Source organism: Synechococcus sp. BO 8801 (genome assembly GCF_002252675.1).
Taxonomy (GTDB): Bacteria; Cyanobacteriota; Cyanobacteriia; order PCC-6307; family Cyanobiaceae; genus Cyanobium.
Genome location: NZ_NQKY01000002.1, coordinates 150,122 through 170,450, shown reverse-complemented (window position 1 = coordinate 170,450; position 20,329 = coordinate 150,122). Strand labels below are relative to the sequence as shown.

Below are 20,329 nucleotides of genomic sequence, written 5' to 3'. Positions count from 1 at the left end.
ATCAACCAAGGGGGCTGGAAAGGCGACGCTCGAAGGAGGCCAGGTCGTTGAAGGTTTCGGAGCGCTGCCTGAGTTGGTCAAAGGTTCCAGAGGCCTTGATGCGTCCGGCTTCGAATTCGAAGATGCAATCGGAACGCATGACCGTGGAGAGGCGATGGGCGATCACCACCAGGGTGCAGCGACGTCCGATCACTTCAATGGCATCCATCACTTCGGATTCGGTGCGGTTGTCGAGGGCGCTGGTGGCCTCATCCAGCACCAGGAACTTGGCGTTGCGGTAGAAGGCGCGTGCCAGGGCGAGCCGTTGCCGCTGGCCACCGGAGAGCCGGATGCCGTTGTCGCCGATCGGCGTGAACAGACCAAGGGGGAGCTCGGCGACGATGTCGGCCAGCTGGGCCGCCTGGAGGGCCTCCCAGACCCGCATCTGGTCGACCTCGTCGACCTCCTCGGCGAAGGCGATGTTCTCGATGATGTTGCTGTTGAGCAGGTTGATCGCCTGGGGGACATAGGCGCAGTTGGCCTGCCAGGCCGGCACGTCCGCGTCATCGACATCGATGCCATCGAGCTGCAGGGTGCCGGTGGTGGGACGCAGCAGACAGAGCAGCTGGTTGGCCGTTGTGGTCTTGCCGCTGCCGGTGGCACCGACAAAGGCCACACGGGAGCCCACCGGGATCGACATGGAGACGTCGCGGAGAACATCGGCATCCGTTCCTGGATAGCGATAGGAAATGCTGTTGAGACGGATCACCCGCTTGGGCATCACACCGTCAGGGGAGGGCACACCCTCGGAGCGGATCGTGAGCCGGGCCTCGGGCAGTTCGATCAGCTTGAGTGTCTCCTCGAGGTCGGGCAGACCGGCCCTCAGAGACGTGATGGCCCGGAAACTGTCCTGCAGGGGAGGGGTGAGCTTGAGGGAGGTGACCGCCACCGTGGCCAGGAACGGAATGATCTTCAGCAGCGCCCCAGGATCCGGATTGGAAAGGAGGGGCAGCATCCCAGCCGCGAAGATCATCGTGATCCCGAGCGGTTCAATCAGCGCCCGTGGTGTTTCCGGCAGGACATCGGCCTTCCAGATGAAGGGAATGGTCTCGCGACCGGCCTGTTGATAATGACGCTCAAAGTAGGGCTCCGATCCTGTGAGCTGCACATCGAGAATCGTGCGCATGGATTCGGAAAGAATCGTATTGGTGCGCACCTCCAGCAGGATCCGCTGCCGGGCGGCAAAGCGCAGGAAGGGTGTGATGGCGGTGGAGATCAGCAGATACCCAAGCAGGAGTCCGAGGATCAGAACAACGGCCAGCATCTTGCCGACGATCAGCATGCCGGCGGAGAGCAGGGCGATCACGAACACGCCACTGGCCAGCTGGAGGAGGGGCAGCACAACGATGTCGGCGACGCGCGACACGTTGATCAGCACCATGGAGGAGATATCTGACTTCGATTCACCCAGAAAATAGACATAGGGCTGGGCGATCAGCTTGCGCTGCGCCATGTCGGAAAGATCACGCCAGATCGAAGCCTTCAGCCGCAGCTGGAAAGCCCGCAACATCAGCTTGGAGATCGAGGAGAACCAGGCGGCCGTCACGAAGGCCACCACCAGCACCACCACCTTGACGCGCGGATCGTCCGGAACCAGGCCTTCCCAGGGGATGGAGGGGCGGTTCTCACCGCCGACGACGACGGTGAACAGGCGGGCCACCAGGGCCACCACCACCAGATCGGCGACGCCGGCGAGAATCGCCAACGGGATCAGGCGCATCAGCGCCCGCTTGCGACGACGCGGCAATTGGGCCAGAAGTCGCACCAAACTCTTGAAGGTTTGGCTTTTGCGAAACATCTGGTCAGACTTTTGCCGGAATCGTACCCGTGCGGCCCGAGGGGCCGCCGCTGCGCCAGCCAGTCAGTTCAGTGATCGCCACATGGCCGAAAATCGGCGCCGCCACTGGTCGATCCGCACGGCCAGCACGGGGGGCGAGCGCAACGGCGACGCCCCCTCCAGCAGGTGGGTCCAGTGGGCGTCGATGGCCTCCAGGGCCGAATGCCAGCGTTCCTGCAGCATCGGCTCGCTGCAGGCCTCCAGCAGGCTGGCGAGGCGGGCCGGCGGCGGCAGCCAGGCCAGAGGGTCGGCCACCGCCGCCTGGATCCTCTCCAGATCGTGCTCCAGGCTGCCGCAGCCGATCTGGTGACCCACCACCCCCGGATCGAGGCTGTCGGCCAGGGCATGGTTGAGGCTGCTGAACACCACACAGCCACAGGCCATCGCCTCCAGGGGCGGCAGCCCGAAACCCTCGCTCACCCCCCGGCCGCGCCAGTAGTCGGCGGAGTCGTAGAGGACGACGGCCGCACTGTTGAACAGATCCACCAGATCGTCCACCCAGCCGCTCTGCACCTCCACCCGCAACCCGCGCCGGCGCAGGGCCGGCACCAGCTGCTCCAGGAGGTAGTGGCTGCTCTTGCGCTGCTGCACCAGAACATCGATGGGCCGGCCGCAGCCCACGGGGGCCGCCCGGTTGCCCCGCTCCAGCCACTGGGGCTGGAGCGCGTTCGGCACCAGGAACAGGGGATTGCGGGGGGACCGGTCGCCCCAGTAGCCGAGGGTGTTGCGGCTGACCGCCAGCAGCGGCACCCCGGGCGGCAGCGAAAACCCGTAGCCGCTGCTGTGGGCGTGGTAAGCCACGGGCCTGCCCCGCAGTCGCCGCAGCAGGCGGGGCACATCGAACCCCCAGCTGACGATCCAGAGGGCGTCCCCGGGCGCCTGCTCCCGGGCCAGCAGATCATCCAGGAACGGGTGATCGGCTTCCCGCTTCCGGTAGGTGACCACCTCGGTGGGGGTCAGCTGGGACGTCAGCCTGGCGGTCTGCAGTTCAACCAGCAGGCCGCCGCCGCGGAGGCGGCCGGTGGTGCCGGGGAGCAGGAAGCGGATCGGGCGCACGCGGTTCGGAGGGGCGGCGGCCGCCGCTGGCCTGGGAAACCTAGGCGGGCACGGCCTCGGTGCTGCCGGCGCGGGTGCGGCGGGTGAGGAAGCCGAACAGCACCTTGCCGATCGCCGCCACCAGATTGCCTTCCAGCTCCTGGAACATCTTCATGTTGCAGTGGAAGGCTTCGTTGGCCTCGGCCACGATCCGGTCGGCCATGGCCTGGTCGATGGGCAGGCTGTCGAGGGTGGCGCGGTAGTTGGCCTTGAAGGCCTTTTCGTCGTCGATGGCGTCGAATTCGTAGAAGCGCAGGCCATCGTGCTCACCCAGGTTCATCGCCTTCTGGGCGATGTTCTTGAGGATCTGGCCGCCGGAGAGGTCGCCGATGTAGCGGGTGTAGTGGTGGCCGACCAGCAGCTCGGGGCACTCCCGCGCCACCTGGTGCAGGCGGGCCACATACTCCTGGGCGCCGGGGGTGGCGCGGATCTGCTGGCGCCAGTCGCCACCGAAATAGAAGGTGAGATCGGCCTCGAGGGTTTCGCGGCGGTTGAGCTCGGGTGAAGCGATCGGACCGACCACCGGATGGTCGGCCAGCTTGCCGATCTCCTCCTCCATGGCGCTGTAGACGAACCACAGGTCGGCGACCAGGGTGCGATAGCTGGCCTTGTCGACGACCCCCTTGAGGAAACAGCTCACGAAGCCGGTGTTCTCGGCCATGGTGTGGGCTTTCTTCGTTCCCTCACGGAGTTGGGAAGCAAGGGCGACGGGCATGGGATCGGGAGGCTGCGCGGGCAGACGTACAAACGTAGGTGGGGCCTGCGGGGCGACGCGGCAAGGTTGCGAAGGATTACGCGGCCCGGGTGCCGCCGGCCGACACATCGCCAAAGAGATCGAACAGCTCCCGGCACACCTGCTGCAGCACGCCGACCACCTCCTCGGCGGGGAGATGGGACCCGGAGGGCTGCCAGTCCCCCACCGTGGCCAGGCGCCAGCGCTCCGATTCGTAGGTGAGCCCGCGGATCAGCACCCCCAGCAGCCGGGGCCGTTCGCCCGATCCGACCGGCGCCCGCTCCAGGCGCAGCTGCACCAGCAGCGAGCGGCACTGCAGGCGGGGGCTCCAGCCGGGGAAGTGGAAGGAGAGATCCAGTGTCTCCCGCTCATCGAAGGCCCGGGTGAGGGGATCGTCGCGCCAGGGGGTCAGGTTGGCCCGGGCGGCGGGGAAATGCAGGCGGAAGTGCCCCACCACCGCGGCGATCGCGGCGGCCAGTTCCACCGATCGGGCCTGGTCGGCCGCATTCATGCCGTTTCCCCTGAGCAGAAAGCCAATGTGTCCGAAACCTAGGCTCATCGGCGTGTTCCGTGCCGACTCAATGGCCACATACGAGAAGCTCACCGTCCCGTCCAGCGGCACGGCGATCCGATTCGAGGGCGGCCAGCCGATCGTTCCCAACGACCCGATCATCCCCTTCATCCGCGGCGACGGCACCGGCGTGGACATCTGGCCCGCCACCCAGAGGGTGCTGGACGCGGCCGTGGCCAAGGCCTACGGCGGTGAGCGCCGCATCGAGTGGTTCAAGGTGTACGCCGGCGACGAGGCCTGCGAGCTCTACGGCACCTACCAGTACCTGCCCCAGGACACCCTCACGGCGATCGAGCAGTACGGCGTGGCGATCAAGGGGCCCCTGACCACCCCGATCGGCGGCGGCATCCGCTCGCTGAACGTGGCCCTGCGCCAGATCTTCGACCTCTATTGCTGCGTGCGGCCCTGCCGCTACTACGACGGCACCCCCAGCCCCCACAAGCGGCCCCAGGACCTGGATGTGGTGGTCTACCGGGAGAACACCGAAGACATCTACATGGGGATCGAGTGGGAGGCCACGGATCCGGTGTGCGTGGAGCTGATCGCCCACCTCAACGACACCGTGATCCCCGCCAACGGCAAGCTCGGCAAGCGCCGCATCCCCGAGGGTGCCGGCATCGGCATCAAGCCAGTGAGCAAGGCGGGCACCCAGCGCCACGTGCGCAAGGCCATCCGCCACGCCCTGGGGCTGGAGGGCGCCAAGCGCCACGTGACCCTGGTGCACAAGGGCAACATCATGAAGTTCACCGAGGGGGCCTTCCGCGACTGGGGCTACGAGCTGGCCACCACCGAGTTCCGTGACCAGTGCGTCACCGAGCGGGAGAGCTGGATCCTGGGGAACCTGGAGGAGAAGCCCGGCCTGAGCATCGAGGACAACGCCCGCCTGATCGAACCCGGCTACGACAGCCTCACCCCCGAGAAGAAGGCGGCCGTCGACGCGGAGGTGAAGGCCGTGCTCGACGCCATCGGCACCAGCCACGGCGGCGGGAAGTGGAAGTCGATGGTGATGGTCGACGACCGCATCGCCGACAGCATCTTCCAGCAGATCCAGACCCGGCCCCAGGAGTACTCGGTGCTCTGCACCCTCAACCTCAACGGCGACTACATCTCCGACGCCGCAGCGGCGGTGGTGGGCGGCCTGGGCATGGCGCCCGGCGCCAACATCGGCGACAACGCGGCGATCTTCGAGGCCACCCACGGCACCGCCCCCAAGCACGCCGGGCTCGACCGCATCAACCCGGGATCGGTGATCCTCTCCGGCGTGATGATGCTGGAGTACATGGGCTGGCAGGAGGCGGCCGACCTGATCACCCAGGGGATCAGCGCCGCGATCGCCAACAAGGAGGTCACCTACGACCTGGCCCGGCTGATGGAACCCCGCGCCGAGGCCGTGAGCTGCTCCGGCTTCGCCGAGGCCGTGGTGCGCCACTTCGGAGGCTGAAGCCAGGGGCCTGGGGGCCCGCACGAGCGATCACAATGGGCCGCATGAGCCTTCCGTCCATCGCGACCAGCGGATCCCAGGCTGCCGGGGCGCCAGGGGCCGGCTTCATCGCCGCCGACCCCTGCGTCCACTGCGGTTTCTGCCTGCCCACCTGCGCCAGCTACCGGGTGCTGGGGACCGAGATGGACTCGCCCCGGGGGCGCATCCATGCCCTCAAGGCCATCGACGCCGGCGAGCTGACCCTGGATGCCACGGTCGCGAAGCACTTCGACACCTGCCTGGGCTGCTTCGCCTGCGTCACCGCCTGTCCGGCCGGCGTGCGCTACGACGAGCTGATCGAGACCATGCGGCCGCGGCTGAACGCGCCCGAGCTGCGCAGCCCCGGCCAGCGCACCTTCCGGCGGCTGCTGTTCGCCCTGCTCCCCTACCCCGGGCGGCTGCGGGCCCTGCTGGCCCCCCTGCGGGCCTACGCCGGCACGCCCCTGCAGGCCCTGGCACGCCGCAGCGGCCTGACCAGGCTCTTCGGGCCGCAGATCGCGGCGATGGAGACCCTGCTGCCGCCCCTGCCGGCGCAGTCCTTCCGTGACGACTGGCCCGTGCTGGTGCCGGCCGTGGGTCCCCGCCGCCACCGGGTCGGGCTGGTGCTCGGCTGCGTGCAACGGGTCTTCGAGCCGGGGGTCAACGCCGCCGCCATCCGGGTGCTGGCCGCCAACGGCATCGAGGTGGTGATCCCCCCCGACCAGGGCTGCTGCGGCGCCATGACCCACCACCAGGGGGAACTGGAGCAGACCCGGGAACTGGCGGCGGCCCTGATGGCCAGCTTCGAGGCGGTGATCGGCCCGGGGCGGGCGGCGGGCCCCGAACCCCTCGATGCCCTGCTGGTGGCGGCCTCGGGCTGCGGCCACACCCTGAAGGCCTACGGGCAGATCCTGGGCACCCGCCACCCCGTGCTGGGCACGGTGGCCGACCTGCAGGAATTCCTCGACACGGTCGGGCTCAGCGAGGACTTCCAGGCGGGGCTGCGGCCCCTCCTCCACGACGACGGCACCCCCGCCAGCGCCGAGCGACCCGTGGAGCTGGCCTACCACGATGCCTGCCACCAGCTCCACGGCCAGGGCCTGGCGGCCCAGCCCCGGCGCCTGCTGGGCCGGATCCCCCATGTGCGGATCCGCGAAGCCACCGAGGCCGGCGTCTGCTGCGGCAGTGCGGGCATCTACAACCTGGTCCAGCCGGAGGAGGCCGCCGAACTGGGCCGGATCAAGGCCGCGGATCTGAGCGGCACCGGGGCCCAGCTGGCCGTGAGCGCCAACATCGGCTGCACGCTCCAGATCCGCCAGGCCATGGCGGCGCAGCAGCGGCCGCTGCCGGTGGTCCATCCGATCGAACTGCTGGATCGCAGCTACGCCGGCCCGGCCTGAGCCTCCATCCGCCGCCAGGCCTCCCACAGGGTGCCCTCGTCGCCGAGATTGCCGGGAAAGGTGAGCACGGGCAGGGGCCCCTGATGGACTCCCTGGGCGGCCAGCACCAGGGACAGCCCCGGCAGCAACTGGCCCTGGAGCTCCACCTGCTCCAGATCCAGCCCGTCGGCCAGCAGGGTGTGGGTGGTGATGCCCCCCTTGCTGATCAGGTAGCCCAGGGCGGGGGCCAGAGCGGCCGCCAGCCGCGCCATCGCCCCCGCCAGGGCCAGGCCCAGCGCCCGGCGCTCGCCGGCATGGCGGCAGCGGGCCTCACCACGGCTGGTGTAGAGCACCGGCGTGTGCCCCCCGGCCAGCACCTCCGCCAGGCGCCGAGCCCAGGCCTGCTCCAGGGAGGCCAGCAGCAAGACGGGTTCCGGGCCCTCCAGCAGCCGCTGGACCTTGCTCACCTCCAGCTCCACCCCGACGCAGTCCGGCTCCGCCAGCAGCCGCTCCAGCTGCCGGTCGGCCAGGGGCACGTGGGAGCCCACCAGCACCAGCCCCGGCAGGGGGCCTGCGCCGCCGCGGCGGCGCAGGGACGCCAGGGCCGCCGGCGCCAGCGGCTGGGGCGGCAGCGCAGCCAGGGCCTGGATCAGGCTGGCGGCGCACTGGAACAGGAAGCGGCGGGGACGCCCCTCCCCGGGCCCATCGCCCGCTGGCGTTGACCCCCCGGCCGCACTCAGGGAGCGCACCGCGGCGGCCAGGGCCGCCAGCTGCTGGGTGGAACCCCCATCCACCGCCACGCAGACATTGCGCTCCAGGGAGGCCAGGTGGCCCATGAGGGCGGGGCCGCCGGCGTCCAGCTCCCGCCAGCCGATGCGGTCCACGGCGGTGGCGGGGATGCGGCCGCCGCTCTTCTCCTCCACCCAGTCCGGCAGATGGCTGGTTCCGTAGGCGAACAGTCCGTCCCGGGCGAACGGGCTCTCGTGCACGGGCTGGCCATGGAGCCGATGGACCCCATCGACGGTGGTGCGCCCCCCCTCCAGGAAGGCCGGCACCAGCAGGGTGGCGTCGAAGGGGCCGAGCTCCGCGGCGATCACCTCCACCTCCAGGGGGAAGTGGCCCCGCAGGGTGGAATCGCCCCGGCTCACCACCAGCCAGCTGCTGATGGTGCCGGCGGCCATCGCCCGCTCCAGGGCGGGCCGGAGGGCCCGGCAGATCTGCCGCACCCGGTCGGCCGCCTCGGCCGGCGCCAGGGCGCGGGTGTTGGCCAGCAGGAACAGCAGCGGCGACGGGTGGGCCAGGCCGGCGGCGAGCGTCTCAGCGTCCCAGCGCAGCAGCAACGGACAGCCGTGCACGGTCTGGGAGCCGGTGGGATCGTCGTCGATCACCACGATCTTGATCGCCTGGGCTGCCTGCGCCATGGCACCATCGTGCCGTGATGCGACCTGAGCCCAGCGAGCTGCAGGAGCTGGTGCGTGACCTGCACCGGCAGGGTTCGGCTTGGCTGCCGGCGGGCCTGGGCACCCGGCTCGACTGGGGCCCGCCCGTCGCGGGGCCCTGCACGGTGGTCAGCTGCGCCGGCCTGCGGGGCGTGCGGGAGTTCAACCCCGGCGACTTCACCATCACCGTGGCCGCTGGCACACCACTGGTGGAGGTCCAGGAGGTCCTTGGACACCAGGGACAGTGGTTGTCCGTGGATGCCCCCTGGGGGGACCGGCAGGGCGCCGCCGCCGGCAGCATCGGCGGCCTGGTGGCCCGGGGCCTGGCGGGCGGCTACCGCCAGCGCTACCTGGGGGTGCGGGACCAGCTGATCGGCCTGGCCCTGATGCGCGCCGACGGGGTGACGGCCAGGGCCGGCGGCAAGGTGGTCAAGAACGTGGCCGGCTACGACCTGATGCGGCTGTTCACCGGCAGCTGGGGCTCCCTGGGCCTGATCACCGAGCTGACCCTGCGCACCCTGCCCCAGCCGCCCCTGCGGCGCAGTGTCTGCTTCCAGGGAGGGGCGGAGGATCTGGCCGGCCTCAGCCGCTGGCTGCTGGGCTCCAGCCTCAGCCCGGAGCGCATCGACTGGTGGAACGGCAGCCTCGCCGCCGCCGCCGGGCTGGACCCGGAGCCCCTGCTGCTGATCGGCCTGGCCAGCGTCGATGCCGCCACCCTCCAGGAGCAGGTGCGCTGCCTGCAGGAGCGCAGCACCCTGCCCGCCCGGGTGCTGGACGCCGCCACCACCGGCACCTGGCTGGCCCGCGCGCGGGGGGGCACCGGCCCTGCCGCCGCAGCGCCCACGGGTGCCACCGCGCCCGCCTGGCTGCTGCGCCTCGGCGTCAGCCCCGATCGGCTCGGGACCCTGATGCAGGCCCCGGCCCTGGCGGGACTGGCCGTGGACATGGCGGCCGGCAGTGGCCTCGGCCTGGCCTGGTCAGACCCGACGGAGCCCCGGCCGGCCCTGACCTCCAGCCAGGTGAGCACCCTGCGCAGCCTCTGCAACGAACTCGGCGGCCATCTCACCGTGCTGCGCCAGCCCCCGGACGCCGGCCTGCCGGCCTGGCTGGATGCCCCCTCCCGCCCCCTGATCGAGGCGATCAAGCACCGTTTCGATCCAGCCGGCCAGCTGGCCCCGGGCCGGCTCCCCGGCGTCGCTCAGAGGCTCTCGACGGTGTAGCGGCACCCCAGCTCCAGGGAGTCCCCGGGGGGCACCAGCAGGCGCCGTTCGCCCGTGCTCAGGGCCCCCCGCGGGCCGCTCCAGGGCTCCAGACAGAGCATCGGCCGGGGCGGATCGCTCCACACCACCACCAGATCCATCGGAGCGGCGGGATGCAGCGTCACCGCCCGGCCTCCCGCCGGATCCACCAGCCGCACCGGGCCCCGGCCGCTGCAGAGGAAATCGACGCCCTGTTCCAGCCGGGAGAGCTGATCGGCGGTGACGGCCGGAGCCATGGTGAGGTGGTCGAAGCAGTCCGCCGGCAGGCCTTCGAGCCGCACCTGGGACAGGTCGGCGACGGCGATGTAGGGGTGCAGGCCCAGGCTGAAGGGCAGGGGATCGGTGCCGGCCTCGCCCTTGTGGCTGATCCGGGCCGTGATCGCCAGGGCCGAGGGCTGCAGCCGCAGCTCCAGCTCCAAGGCGAAGGCGAAGGGGAAATGGGGGCGGCTCTCCGGGCCGTCCTCGAGGCGCAGGGCCACGCCGCTGCCGTCGGCGAGCGGGGCGATGGACCAGGGCAGATTCCTTGCGAACCCGTGCTGGGGCAGCGGGAAGCGCCCCTGACTCAGCACGAGCGCGTCGCCGGGCAGGTTGCCGCAGATGGGGAAGAGCACGGGGATCCCGCCCCGCACCGATTTGGCGGGGTCGGCGAAGCGCTCCGCATCGAAGTAGAGGACGTCGCTGCCGCCGCAGCACCAGCCGGTGACCAGCCCGCCGCGCTCGGGGGCGACCGTGAGCACATCGCCGCTGGCCGGATCGGTGAAGCGCCAGTGGGGGGAGTCCCCGGTGGGGGGTTGCAGGGTCATGGCGACGGGGGGGAAAGGGTGGGCCGGGGGCTGGTGAGGCCCTGCTGCTGGAGAAAACGCTCGAACGGGGCTGCCAGGGAACGGCTCCCCGACACGCTCAGGTGGTGGGAATCGGCGTAGAGCGGCGTGCCGTCGGGCCGGCGGTACACCACCCGCCCATCGGGACCCACCAGGTAGGGGGTGGGGTCGAAGACATGGACGTTGGGAAGGCCGGCGGCCACTTCGGCGAGCAGCCTGCCCAGGGTCGCCCGCATCCGGGCGGTGGTGGCGGCATCGCCGGCGCAGCTGCTGCCGGCAGGGTCCTGACAGGCCACCGGCTCCCTGGCCAGGGACGGGTTGTCGACCACCAGCACCAGCTGGATGCCCCGGGCCGCCAGCCGCTCGGCGTAGGCCCGCATGCCCCCCACCCAGGCCCGCCGCACCTCGGCGATGCGCAGGCGGCGCTGGCCCAGGTAGGTGGGGGCGCCGTAGCCCCGGCCCTCCAGGTCGTTGCTGGCCAGGTAGTTGTGCAGGAAGCCCGAGACCAGGACGATGTCCCCCGGCTGGAGGCGCTGCAGGGAGCGCTCCATCTCGCCGGCCGAGAACTGGCGGCAGGATTCGTAGCGGCCCTGCTGCCAGGTGACCGTGAGCTGCGGATCGATCAGGCAGGCGCCCATGGCGGCGAAGGTGAGCCGCTGACCGGTGCGGGCGGTCACCGCATCCAGCATCGGCAGCAGGTGCTGGGCATGGGAATCACCGAGCAAGAAGATCTCCCGGGCGCCGGGGGTGCCGGGCCGGTTGCACTTGTCGAAGTTCGGCCGGGTGGTGGCGTTGTAGGGCTTGCCAGTGGGCACGGTGCAATCGCTGGTGATGCCGGTGCCCGGGATCAGGGGATTGAGGGCATGGACGCGCTCGCTGATCGGCACCGGATCGGCGTCCTTGCCGAGAAACAACTTGCCGCGGAACTGGTGGTGCAGGGCATCGATGCCGATCCACAGGCCCGCCACCGCCAGCACAGCCAGCAGCGTCTCCCACCACCACTTCAGTGGATAACGCCGCACCGGCTGCTCCACCAGCCCGTACGCCGCCACCGCCAGCACCACGCTCCCCGCCACCGCCACCACGTACTGCCACCACGTCTCCATCCCCCACGTCCACCGCAGCAGCACGATCACCGGCCAGTGCCACAGGTACAGCGAATACGACAGCAGCCCGCACGTCAGCAGCACCCGCTCCAGCCAGCGTCCCGGCAGAAATCTCCCCCCCTCTCCCGGGCCCGCCTGCAGCACCAGCAGCGTCCCCACCACCGCCGGCAGCACCCCGGGCACCGGGAAGCCCTCACGCTCCGACGTCATCACCACCGCCCACAGCAGCAGCGCCGCCCCCGCCAGCCGCGGCCAGCGGCCCTTCATCCACTCCGCCCCCAGCAGACCCCGCCGCTGCGACACCAGCAGCAGCGAGCCCACCGTCAGTTCCCACAGCCGGCTCGGCATCAGGAAAAACGCCGCCATCGGCGCGCTCTGCGTCCACCACCAGCTCGCACCCAGCGACAGCACGATCAGCGCCGCCAGCAGCGGCACGCTCCGCCGCACCCCGTAGCCGATCCCCACCATCAGCAGCGGGAACACCAGGTAGAACTGCTGCTCCACACCCAGCGACCAGGTGTGCAGGAACGGATTCAGATCCGAATCCGTGGCGAAGTAATCCAGCTGCCCCATCAGGTAGTTGTTCGACCACCCGAACAGCGCCTTGAGGGCGACGATGAAATACGGCCCGCTCTCCAGCGGCGGGATCAGCATCGCCACCCCCAGGCTCGTCACCGCCAGGCACACCAGCAGGTTCGGCAGCAGACGCCGCACACGCCGCAGATAGAAATTCCCCAGCCGGGGCCACAGCGGCTTGCTCGCCTGGCCCAGCAGCGAGCCCATCACCACGTAACCCGAGATCACAAAGAAGATGTCCACCCCGGTGAAGCCACCCGGCAGCCAGGCCTTGTTCAGGTGGAACACCAGCACCGCCAGCATCGCCGCTCCCCGCAGCGCATCGATGTCCGGCCGGTAGGCGAATGCTCCCCCCTTCCCGCCGCCTCCGGACGCCGGGACGCTCGCCGCTGCGGCGGCTCCGGTCGTGGCGGTGGGGGCCACCGCCATCAGCGCCCCCCCGGAATCAGGCCCGCCTCGGACAGGAACCGCTGGAACGGCCCCGCCAGCGAGCGACTTCCCGTGACACTCAGGTGGTGGGAATCGGAGTAGATGATCTTGCCCAGGTCATTGCGGTAGCGCACGCGGCCATCCGGGCCCAGCAGATAGGGGGTGGGGTCGAACACATGCACGTTCGGCAGGCCCGCCGCCGCCGCCGCCAGGGTGAGGCGCACCGCCTGCTGGCCCGCGGCGGTGGCGGCGGGGTCGGGGGCGCAGCTGGTGGCGGAATTCTTCGGGCAGGCCACGATCTCACGGGCGAGGGTGGGATTGTCGACCACCAGCACCAGCTGGATGCCCCGGGCCGCCAGACGCTGGGCATAGGCCCGCATGCTGAGAATGTGGGCCTGACGCATTTCAGCGACGTTAAGCCTCCGGCCTGAGAGGTAAGCCGGCTGCCCCTGGCTGGTGCCACCGGGGTCGGCGCTGCTCAGGTAGTTGTTGAGGTTGCTGGAGATCATGACGATGTCCCCCGGCTTCAGACGTTCGAGAGCCCGCTCCATCTCCCCGGCGGCGAAATCGGTGCAGGGCTTGTAGGGACGGTTGTTGAGGAACAGCGTCAGCTGGGGATCGATGAAACAGGAGCGCTTGTTGGTGAAGGTGATGCGCTGGCCTGTGGCGGCGGTGACCAGATCGAGCATCGGCAGCAGATGCTCGGCATGGGAATCGCCCAGCAGGAAGATCTCCCCGGCACCGGGCCGACCGGGCTTGCTGCAGCGTTCGAGATCGGAGCGGCTGGCGGGGCTGTAGGGGGTCCAGTAGGGAATGGCGCAGTTCTGATCGATCCGGGTGCCGGGCAGGGTGGGATTCCACTCCTGGACCCGTTCATGCAGGGGAACCGGATCCCGGTCGGTGCCGATGAAGAAGCGGCCGCGCACCGAATAGTGGAGGGTGTCGATGGCCGTCCACAGGCCCGCCACCGCCAGCACAGCCAGCAGCGTCTCCCACCACCACTTCAGTGGATAACGCCGCACCGGCTGCTCCACCAGCCCGTACGCCGCCACCGCCAGCACCACGCTCCCCGCCACCGCCACCACGTACTGCCACCACGTCTCCATCCCCCACGTCCACCGCAGCAGCACGATCACCGGCCAGTGCCACAGGTACAGCGAATACGACAGCAGCCCGCACGTCAGCAGCACCCGCTCCAGCCAGCGTCCCGGCAGAAATCTCCCCCCCTCTCCCGGGCCCGCCTGCAGCACCAGCAGCGTCCCCACCACCGCCGGCAGCACCCCGGGCACCGGGAAGCCCTCACGCTCCGACGTCATCACCACCGCCCATAGCAGCAGCGCCGCCCCCGCCAGCCGCGGCCAGCGGCCCTTCATCCACTCCGCCCCCAGCAGACCCCGCCGCTGCGACACCAGCAGCAGCGAGCCCACCGTCAGTTCCCACAGCCGGCTCGGCATCAGGAAAAACGCCGCCATCGGCGCGCTCTGCGTCCACCACCAGCTCGCACCCAGCGACAGCACGATCAGCGCCGCCAGCAGCGGCACGCTCCGCCGCACCCCGTAGCCGATCCCCACCATCAGCAGCGGGAACACCAGGTAGAACTGCTGCTCCACACCCAGCGACCAGGTGTGCAGGAACGGATTCAGATCCGAATCCGTCGCGAAGTAATCCAGCTGCCCCATCAGGTAGTTGTTCGACCACCCGAACAGCGCCTTGAGGGCGACGATGAAATACGGCCCGCTCTCCAGCGGCGGGATCAGCATCGCCACCCCCAGGCTCGTCACCGCCAGGCACACCAGCAGGTTCGGCAGCAGACGCCGCACACGCCGCAGATAGAAATTCCCCAGCCGGGGCCACAGCGGCTTGCTCGCCTGGCCCAGCAGCGAGCCCATCACCACGTAACCCGAGATCACAAAGAAGATGTCCACCCCGGTGAAACCACCGGGCAGCCAGCCCTTGTTCAGGTGGAACACCAGCACCGCCAGCATCGCCGCACCCCGCAGCGCGTCGATGTCGGGCCGGTAGGCGAAGCCTCCACCCTTGCTGCTCGCTCCAGACGCTGGGACGCTTGCCGACGGCGCGGCTCCGGTGCTCGTGACGGCGGCGATCAACTCGGCCCCCCTGTGTGGTGGGAAATGTACCGACCGGGAGCCGTCGCCGGGTTCAGCCGGCGGTCAGCGCGGGAACCGGGCTTTCCACCAGACCCGTCAGCCACTCCAGCAGGGCCCGGTTGACCTGATCGGGCACCTCATCGTGGGGGCAGTGGCCGGCCTCGAGCACCACTTCGGTGGTGCGGGCGGGGGCATGCCGCTGGAAGCTGGCCCGGCGGCCGGCGGCGTTGATCCAGGGGTCCCGGATGCCCCAGAGCAGCAGCAGCGGGGCGCTGAGGTCGGCGAACAGTTCGTCGAGGGGCTGGCCGCGGGGGATGTCGAAGACGGTGCGGAAGACGCCGAAGGCGCCGGGGTCCCGGGAGGGCCGCAGGATCGCCTCCACCAGGGCGTCATCGACGTTGGTGCGGTCGATGTACACCTGATTGAGGGTGCGGCGCACGGTGGCGGGCCGGCGCATGTTCTCGAACAGCAGGCGCTGCAGCACCGGGCTGCGCAGCAGGGCCGCGCCGATGGTGCGGCGGGCGATGGCCCCCCAGCCCCGCGGCGGCTCCTGCTCGTCGCTGAAGGGGCCGGCCGCATTCAGCAGGGCCACGCCGGCGGCCTGATCGCCCAGGGCGGCACCGGCGGCGAGGGCGGCGAAACCGCCGAGGGAGTTGCCCACCAGCACCGTGGGCCGACCGATCCGCTCCGCCACATAGGCGCAGAGCTGGTCGCGCCAGAGGGCGCCGCCGTAGGTGAGGCCGGCGGGTTTGGCGCTGCGGCCGAAGCCGAGCAGATCGATGGCATGGACCTCATGGGTGAGGGCCAGCACGGGGATGTTGAAGCGCCAGTGGTCGGTGGAGGCGCCGAAGCCATGCACCAGCAGGATCGCCGGTCCGGTGGGCTGCTCCGGAGCCGAGTGAATGGCGTGCACCCGATGGCCCAGGAACTGCCAGGGGGTCTCGGGTGACGAAGCCATGGACGCAGCGGTGGCGTGATGAGAGACGATGCTAGGAAGCGCGGCCAGTGCGCGGCCCTGCCCCCTGCGCCTGCCGCCATGTCCGACGCCTTCAGCCTCTCCGACCTGAGCCCGCTGCTGCCGGGGATCGCCCTCTGGGCCCTGGCCCTCTATCTGCCCCTGAGCATTCCCCTGGCCCGGCTGGAGAAGGTCCTGGCGGAGGCTTCCCTGGAGGAGGGGCTGCAGCAGCTGGTGCTGGTGGGCGGCAGCCTGCTGCTGGCCCTGGCGGTGGGCCTGGTGGTGGAACTGCTGCTGAGCTGGGCCCTGGGTCCGGGCTGGGCCGGCAGCCTGGGCCTGATCGCCGTGCTGGGCGGCCTGTCGATCGGCCTGGCGGCCGGACGGGACGACGAGCGCCGGCGCTGAGGCGGGGCCGGGATCAGGCGGCCTGCTCGGCAGGGGATGGCTCCGGGGGGTCGGCGGGGACCTCCACACCGCTGATCGCCAGCCGCAGCAGCAGGGGCGCCAGGAAGGTGGTGCCGATCACCATCAGCAGGATGGCCGCCTCCAGGGGCGCCGAAAGGATGCCGGCCTGGCTGCCCAGGCCCAGGAAGATCAGGCCCACCTCGCCGCGGGGCATCATCCCCAGGCCCACCACCAGCCGGTTGGTCTTCTCCTTGCTGAGGTAGCTCCAGCCGGCGGCCACCTTGCCAGCGATGGCCACCGCCAGCAGGAACAGGGCGACGAGCAGGCCTTCGCGGTTGTCGGGATTGAGGGGATTCATCACTGACAGATCCAGGGAGCTGCCGATCAGCACGAAGAAGACCGTGGCGAACAGGGCCACCAGGGGCTTCACCGACTGCTGGATCGCCTTGGTGTGCTTCGAGGCGCTGAGGATCAGTCCGGCGGCGAAGGCCCCGAGGGCCGCCTCCAGGCCGATCGCCTCGGCGACGAAGCAGCACAGGCCCAGCACCACGAAACCGGCCACCGCCACCTCCCCCGGAGCCTTGAGCCGATCGAGGAGCCAGTCGAAGGCGGGGGCGGCCGTGCGGCTGAGGAACAGGGCCACCGCCACGAACACCGCCGCCGCCAGCACCAACTGCAGGATCGGACCGGCCGAAAGCACGCCGTCACCGGAGAGGGCCACCACCACCGCCAGGATCACGATGCCGAAGATGTCATCAAGCACGGCGGCACCGATGACGGTCTGGCCTTCCCGGGTGCGGAGGAACCCGAGTTCCCCGAAGACGCTGGCGGTGATGCCGATGCTGGTGGCGGTCATCGAGGCGCCGGCGAACACCGCCGGAAACAGGGGAACATGGAAGAGGAGGTACAGCCCCGCCGTGCCCAGGGCGAAGGGCAGCACCACACCGGTGAGGGCCACGGTGGTGGCCTGCCGGCCCACCGCCATCAGCTCGTCGAGTTCGCTCTCCAGGCCCGTGAGGAACAGCAGGGCGTAGAGACCCAGCTTGGACGTGGCCTCCAGGGAGGGGAAGCTCTCGGCGTAGATCGTGGCCACCGCCTCCGGGCTGACCCCGGCGCAGGCGCCGATCAGGTCGAGCATGGCCTGGTTGAGCTGGGCGTGGACGTCCGGCGGCAGGATCAGGTGCAGACCGGTGACGCCGACCAGAACGCCCGCCAGCAGTTCCCCGAGGATCGTGGGCAGCCCCAGGCGCACCATCAGCTCCGCCAGGGTCCGGGCCGCCAGGAAGATAACCAGATAGCGCCCCACCTGCAGCAGGGTTTCCACCGTCTCGATCTGGGTGCTGCCGACCTCGAGCAGCAGGCTGGGCGCGACCATGAACGAAATCTGTGGCGAACGGACGCTAAGGGCGTGGGCGCCGGTCACGTGTGCCGTTGCTGATCTCCCAACAGGCCGGGCGAGGGGAATGGCAACCACCGCTACGGTCTGGGAACGCACGGCAAGACCTGTGCCCGAGGGACCACCGCGCGCCGACCGCCATGACCGACCAGCAACCCCGCAACCTGAGCCTGCCCACACCCGGGTGCTTCGCGGACCCCGATCGCAGCGGCCTGACGGCGACGGACGTGTTCGAAGGCATGACCGAGCACCTCTTCTACACGCTCGGCAAGCTGGCCCCCAGCGCCAGCCGCCACGACCTCTACATGGCGCTCAGCTACGCCGTGCGTGACCGGCTGATGACCCGCTACCTGGCCGGCATCGAGGCCATCGGTGCCAACCCCAAGCGGATCGTCGCCTACCTCTCGGCCGAATTCCTGATCGGCCCCCAGCTCGGCAACAACCTGCTGATGCTCGGCATCCAGCAGGAGGCCGCCGAGGCCCTGCGCCAGTTCGGCATCAATGACATCGAGGAGATCCTCGACGTGGAGGAGGAGCCTGGCCTGGGCAACGGCGGCCTCGGCCGTCTGGCCGCCTGCTTCCTCGAATCCCTCGCCACCCTCGAGGTCCCCGCCACCGGCTACGGCATCCGCTACGAGTTCGGCATCTTCGACCAGCTCATCCGCGACGGCTGGCAGGTGGAGATCACCGACAAGTGGCTCAAGGCCGGCTGGCCCTGGGAGATTCCCCACCCCGACCAAGCCTGTTTCGTCGGCTTCGGCGGCCACACCGAGAGCTACCGCGACCAGACCGGCGCCTACCGGGTGCGCTGGATCCCCGCCGAGCACGCCATCGGCGTCCCCCACGACGTGCCGGTGCTGGGCTATCGGGTCAACACCTGCGACCGGCTGCGCCTGTGGCGCGCCGATGCCACCGAATCGTTCGACTTCTACGCCTTCAACAGCGGCGACTACTACGGCGCGGTGGAGGAGAAGGTGGGCTCCGAGACCCTCTGCAAGGTGCTCTATCCCAACGACGGCACCGCCAAGGGCCGCCAGCTGCGCCTCAAGCAGCAGCACTTCTTCGTCAGCTGCTCGCTGCAGGACATGATCCGCAGCCTCGATGCCCGTGGCATTCCCGTCCAGGAATTCCCTGAGCACTGGGCCATCCAGCTCAACGACACCCACCCCTCGATCGCCGTCGCCGAGCTGATGCGGCTGCTCCTCGACGACAAGCACCTGGAGTGGGACACCGCCTGGGCCATCACCACCGCCTGCCTCTCCTACACCAACCACACCCTCCTGCCCGAGGCCCTCGAAAAGTGGGGCCTCGATCTCTTCGGGTCGCTGCTGCCCCGCCACCTCGAGCTGATCTTCGAGATCAACCGCCGCTTCCTCCAGCAGGTGCGCCTCAAGTACCCCGGCAACGACGCCGTGCTGCGCCGCCTCTCGATCATCGATGAATCGGGCGAGCGGGCCGTCCGCATGGCCCACCTCGCCACCGTCGGCTCCCACCACGTCAACGGCGTCGCCGCCCTCCACAGCGCCCTGGTCAAGCAGGACCTCTTCCCCGAATTCGCCGCCCTCTGGCCCGAGAAGTTCACCAACGTCACCAACGGCGTCACCCCCAGGCGCTGGGTCGCCCTGGCCAATCCCCAGCTCTCGGCCCTGCTCGACACCTCGATCGGCGACGGCTGGGTGCGCAACCTCGATGAGCTGCGCCAGCTGGAGCGCTACGCCGACGACAGCGGCTTCCTGGAGCACTGGGGAGCCACCAAGCTGTCGGTGAAGCGCCACCTCACCCACTACATCCATCGCCACACGGGCGTGCTGGTGGATCCCGCCTCGATGTTCGACGTGCAGGTGAAGCGCATCCACGAGTACAAGCGCCAGCACCTCAATGCCCTCCAGGTGATCGCCCAGTACCTGCGCATCAAGAACGGCCTCGCCGATGGAATGGCGCCCCGCACCGTGATCTTCGGGGGCAAGGCCGCTCCCGGCTATGCCATGGCCAAGCTGATCATCCGCTTCATCAACGGCATCGCCGACGTCGTCAACGCCGACCCCGACATGGACGGCCGCCTGCGCGTCATCTTCCTCGCCGACTACAACGTCAAGCTCGGGGAGCGCGTCTACCCCGCCGCCGATCTCTCCGAGCAGATCTCCACCGCCGGCCTCGAGGCCTCCGGCACCGGCAACATGAAATTCATGATGAACGGCGCCCTCACCATCGGCACCCTCGATGGTGCCAACGTCGAGATCCGCGAGCAGGTCGGCGACGACAACTTCTTCCTCTTCGGCCGCACCACCGAGGGCATCGCCGAACTCAGGCAGCAGGGCTACCGGCCCTGGGAGCTGATCGGCTCCACCCCGGAGCTGCCGGAGGTGCTGCATCTGATCGAGAGCGGCCACTTCAGCAACGGCGACAAGGAGCTGTTCCGTCCGCTGCTGGAGAATCTCACCGGCCGCGACCCCTTCTTCGTGCTGGCCGACTTCGAGGCCTACATGAAGGCCCAGCAGGACGTGAGCGAGGCCTGGAGCGACCGCCCCCGCTGGAACCGGATGTCGCTGCTGAACACCGCCCGCAGCGGCCTGTTCTCCTCGGATCGCTCGATCCGGGAGTACTGCGAGCGGATCTGGCAGGCGGAGGAGTTCCCCGTGACCATCACCTGCGAGATCGACGAGGCCCCGGCCAAGGGCCGTCGGCTGCCCGCCGCCCAGTGAGGGCGGCCTGAGACTGGCCG

Annotated in this window: 15 protein-coding genes; 5 read left to right on the top strand and 10 right to left on the bottom strand. The window is 70.0% G+C overall.

Annotated elements, in window-relative coordinates; translation table 11 throughout:
- Position 1: 1 nt before the first annotated feature.
- From CJZ86_RS02315 to CJZ86_RS02300, 4 genes are all read right to left on the bottom strand, one after another.
- On the bottom strand, positions 2 to 1,744 hold the full coding sequence (locus tag CJZ86_RS02315) for an ABC transporter ATP-binding protein (RefSeq protein ID WP_353615201.1): 1,743 nt from the start codon (positions 1,742 to 1,744) through the stop codon (positions 2 to 4).
- A gap of 156 nt (positions 1,745 to 1,900) precedes the next feature.
- Positions 1,901 to 2,932: a glycosyltransferase gene (locus CJZ86_RS02310; RefSeq protein WP_094584350.1), complete on the bottom strand. Its 1,032-nt coding sequence runs from the start codon at positions 2,930 to 2,932 to the stop codon at positions 1,901 to 1,903.
- A gap of 40 nt (positions 2,933 to 2,972) precedes the next feature.
- Positions 2,973 to 3,686 carry a biliverdin-producing heme oxygenase gene (locus tag CJZ86_RS02305; RefSeq protein ID WP_094584349.1) on the bottom strand — a complete coding sequence of 238 codons (714 nt, stop codon included), beginning with the start codon at positions 3,684 to 3,686 and terminating at the stop codon, positions 2,973 to 2,975.
- A 76-nt stretch (positions 3,687 to 3,762) separates the two neighbouring features.
- On the bottom strand, positions 3,763 to 4,215 hold the full coding sequence (locus tag CJZ86_RS02300; RefSeq protein ID WP_094584348.1) for a Tery_1686 family protein: 453 nt from the start codon (positions 4,213 to 4,215) through the stop codon (positions 3,763 to 3,765).
- Positions 4,216 to 4,285: 70 nt separating this feature from the next.
- Here CJZ86_RS02300 and CJZ86_RS02295 point away from each other — a divergent pair, with 70 nt between their 5' ends.
- Both CJZ86_RS02295 and CJZ86_RS02290 read left to right on the top strand, forming a co-directional pair.
- The gene (locus tag CJZ86_RS02295) at positions 4,286 to 5,716 is read left to right on the top strand and encodes an NADP-dependent isocitrate dehydrogenase (RefSeq protein WP_094584347.1); all 1,431 of its coding nucleotides are present in this window, start codon (positions 4,286 to 4,288) and stop codon (positions 5,714 to 5,716) included.
- 44 nt (positions 5,717 to 5,760) lie between these two features.
- Entirely contained in the window at positions 5,761 to 7,134 is a 1,374-nt protein-coding gene (locus CJZ86_RS02290; RefSeq protein ID WP_094584346.1) for a (Fe-S)-binding protein, read from the top strand.
- Here CJZ86_RS02290 and CJZ86_RS02285 read toward each other — a convergent pair.
- On the bottom strand, positions 7,116 to 8,534 hold the full coding sequence (locus tag CJZ86_RS02285; RefSeq protein WP_094584345.1) for a four-carbon acid sugar kinase family protein: 1,419 nt from the start codon (positions 8,532 to 8,534) through the stop codon (positions 7,116 to 7,118). The two genes, CJZ86_RS02290 and CJZ86_RS02285, sit on opposite strands and share 19 nt — an antisense overlap.
- A gap of 17 nt (positions 8,535 to 8,551) precedes the next feature.
- Between CJZ86_RS02285 and CJZ86_RS02280 the strand changes: the two genes are divergently transcribed.
- Complete coding sequence (locus CJZ86_RS02280) at positions 8,552 to 9,772, top strand: FAD-binding oxidoreductase (RefSeq protein WP_094584344.1); 1,221 nt, start codon at positions 8,552 to 8,554, stop codon at positions 9,770 to 9,772.
- On the opposite strand, the gene CJZ86_RS02275 is transcribed toward CJZ86_RS02280, so the two are convergent.
- Genes CJZ86_RS02275 through CJZ86_RS02260 form a run of 4 tightly spaced genes read right to left on the bottom strand, consistent with a single transcriptional unit; the run spans position 9,751 to position 15,809 of the window.
- Positions 9,751 to 10,614 carry an aldose epimerase family protein gene (locus tag CJZ86_RS02275; RefSeq protein WP_094584343.1) on the bottom strand — a complete coding sequence of 288 codons (864 nt, stop codon included), beginning with the start codon at positions 10,612 to 10,614 and terminating at the stop codon, positions 9,751 to 9,753. The two genes, CJZ86_RS02280 and CJZ86_RS02275, sit on opposite strands and share 22 nt — an antisense overlap.
- On the bottom strand, positions 10,611 to 12,743 hold the full coding sequence (locus CJZ86_RS02270) for an acyltransferase family protein (RefSeq protein WP_094584342.1): 2,133 nt from the start codon (positions 12,741 to 12,743) through the stop codon (positions 10,611 to 10,613). The genes CJZ86_RS02275 and CJZ86_RS02270 overlap by 4 nt, the downstream gene beginning before the upstream one ends.
- Positions 12,743 to 14,851 (bottom strand): acyltransferase family protein, encoded by a 2,109-nt coding sequence (locus CJZ86_RS02265; protein ID WP_094584341.1) that lies wholly within the window; start codon positions 14,849 to 14,851, stop codon positions 12,743 to 12,745. Before CJZ86_RS02265 ends, CJZ86_RS02270 begins: the two co-directional genes overlap by 1 nt.
- A 52-nt stretch (positions 14,852 to 14,903) precedes the next feature.
- Positions 14,904 to 15,809, bottom strand: a complete 906-nt coding sequence (locus CJZ86_RS02260) for an alpha/beta fold hydrolase (protein WP_094584340.1) — start codon at positions 15,807 to 15,809, stop codon at positions 14,904 to 14,906.
- Between the two features lie 78 nt (positions 15,810 to 15,887).
- On the opposite strand from CJZ86_RS02260, the gene CJZ86_RS16890 reads away from it, so the two are divergent.
- Positions 15,888 to 16,211 (top strand): hypothetical protein, encoded by a 324-nt coding sequence (locus tag CJZ86_RS16890; RefSeq protein WP_158219486.1) that lies wholly within the window; start codon positions 15,888 to 15,890, stop codon positions 16,209 to 16,211.
- 13 nt (positions 16,212 to 16,224) lie between these two features.
- Here CJZ86_RS16890 and CJZ86_RS02250 read toward each other — a convergent pair whose 3' ends face one another.
- Positions 16,225 to 17,586, bottom strand: a complete 1,362-nt coding sequence (locus CJZ86_RS02250; RefSeq protein ID WP_094584339.1) for a cation:proton antiporter — start codon at positions 17,584 to 17,586, stop codon at positions 16,225 to 16,227.
- 161 nt (positions 17,587 to 17,747) lie between these two features.
- On the opposite strand from CJZ86_RS02250, the gene CJZ86_RS02245 reads away from it, so the two are divergent.
- On the top strand, positions 17,748 to 20,309 hold the full coding sequence (locus tag CJZ86_RS02245) for a glycogen/starch/alpha-glucan phosphorylase (protein ID WP_094584338.1): 2,562 nt from the start codon (positions 17,748 to 17,750) through the stop codon (positions 20,307 to 20,309).
- Positions 20,310 to 20,329 lie beyond the last annotated feature (20 nt).

What these genes read in the sequence shown, in the direction of transcription:
- CJZ86_RS02275 (WP_094584343.1), bottom strand. Translation starts at nt 10,614, where the DNA reads ATGACCCTGCAACCCCCCACCGGGGACTCCCCCCACTGGCGCTTCACC.
- CJZ86_RS02300 (WP_094584348.1), bottom strand. Translation starts at nt 4,215, where the DNA reads ATGAATGCGGCCGACCAGGCCCGATCGGTGGAACTGGCCGCCGCGATC.
- CJZ86_RS02270 (WP_094584342.1), bottom strand. Translation starts at nt 12,743, where the DNA reads ATGGCGGTGGCCCCCACCGCCACGACCGGAGCCGCCGCAGCGGCGAGC.
- CJZ86_RS02290 (WP_094584346.1), top strand. Translation starts at nt 5,761, where the DNA reads ATGAGCCTTCCGTCCATCGCGACCAGCGGATCCCAGGCTGCCGGGGCG.
- CJZ86_RS02285 (WP_094584345.1), bottom strand. Translation starts at nt 8,534, where the DNA reads ATGGCGCAGGCAGCCCAGGCGATCAAGATCGTGGTGATCGACGACGAT.
- CJZ86_RS02305 (WP_094584349.1), bottom strand. Translation starts at nt 3,686, where the DNA reads ATGCCCGTCGCCCTTGCTTCCCAACTCCGTGAGGGAACGAAGAAAGCC.
- CJZ86_RS02280 (WP_094584344.1), top strand. Translation starts at nt 8,552, where the DNA reads ATGCGACCTGAGCCCAGCGAGCTGCAGGAGCTGGTGCGTGACCTGCAC.
- CJZ86_RS02295 (WP_094584347.1), top strand. Translation starts at nt 4,286, where the DNA reads ATGGCCACATACGAGAAGCTCACCGTCCCGTCCAGCGGCACGGCGATC.
- CJZ86_RS02245 (WP_094584338.1), top strand. Translation starts at nt 17,748, where the DNA reads ATGACCGACCAGCAACCCCGCAACCTGAGCCTGCCCACACCCGGGTGC.
- CJZ86_RS02250 (WP_094584339.1), bottom strand. Translation starts at nt 17,586, where the DNA reads ATGGTCGCGCCCAGCCTGCTGCTCGAGGTCGGCAGCACCCAGATCGAG.
- CJZ86_RS16890 (WP_158219486.1), top strand. Translation starts at nt 15,888, where the DNA reads ATGTCCGACGCCTTCAGCCTCTCCGACCTGAGCCCGCTGCTGCCGGGG.
- CJZ86_RS02260 (WP_094584340.1), bottom strand. Translation starts at nt 15,809, where the DNA reads ATGGCTTCGTCACCCGAGACCCCCTGGCAGTTCCTGGGCCATCGGGTG.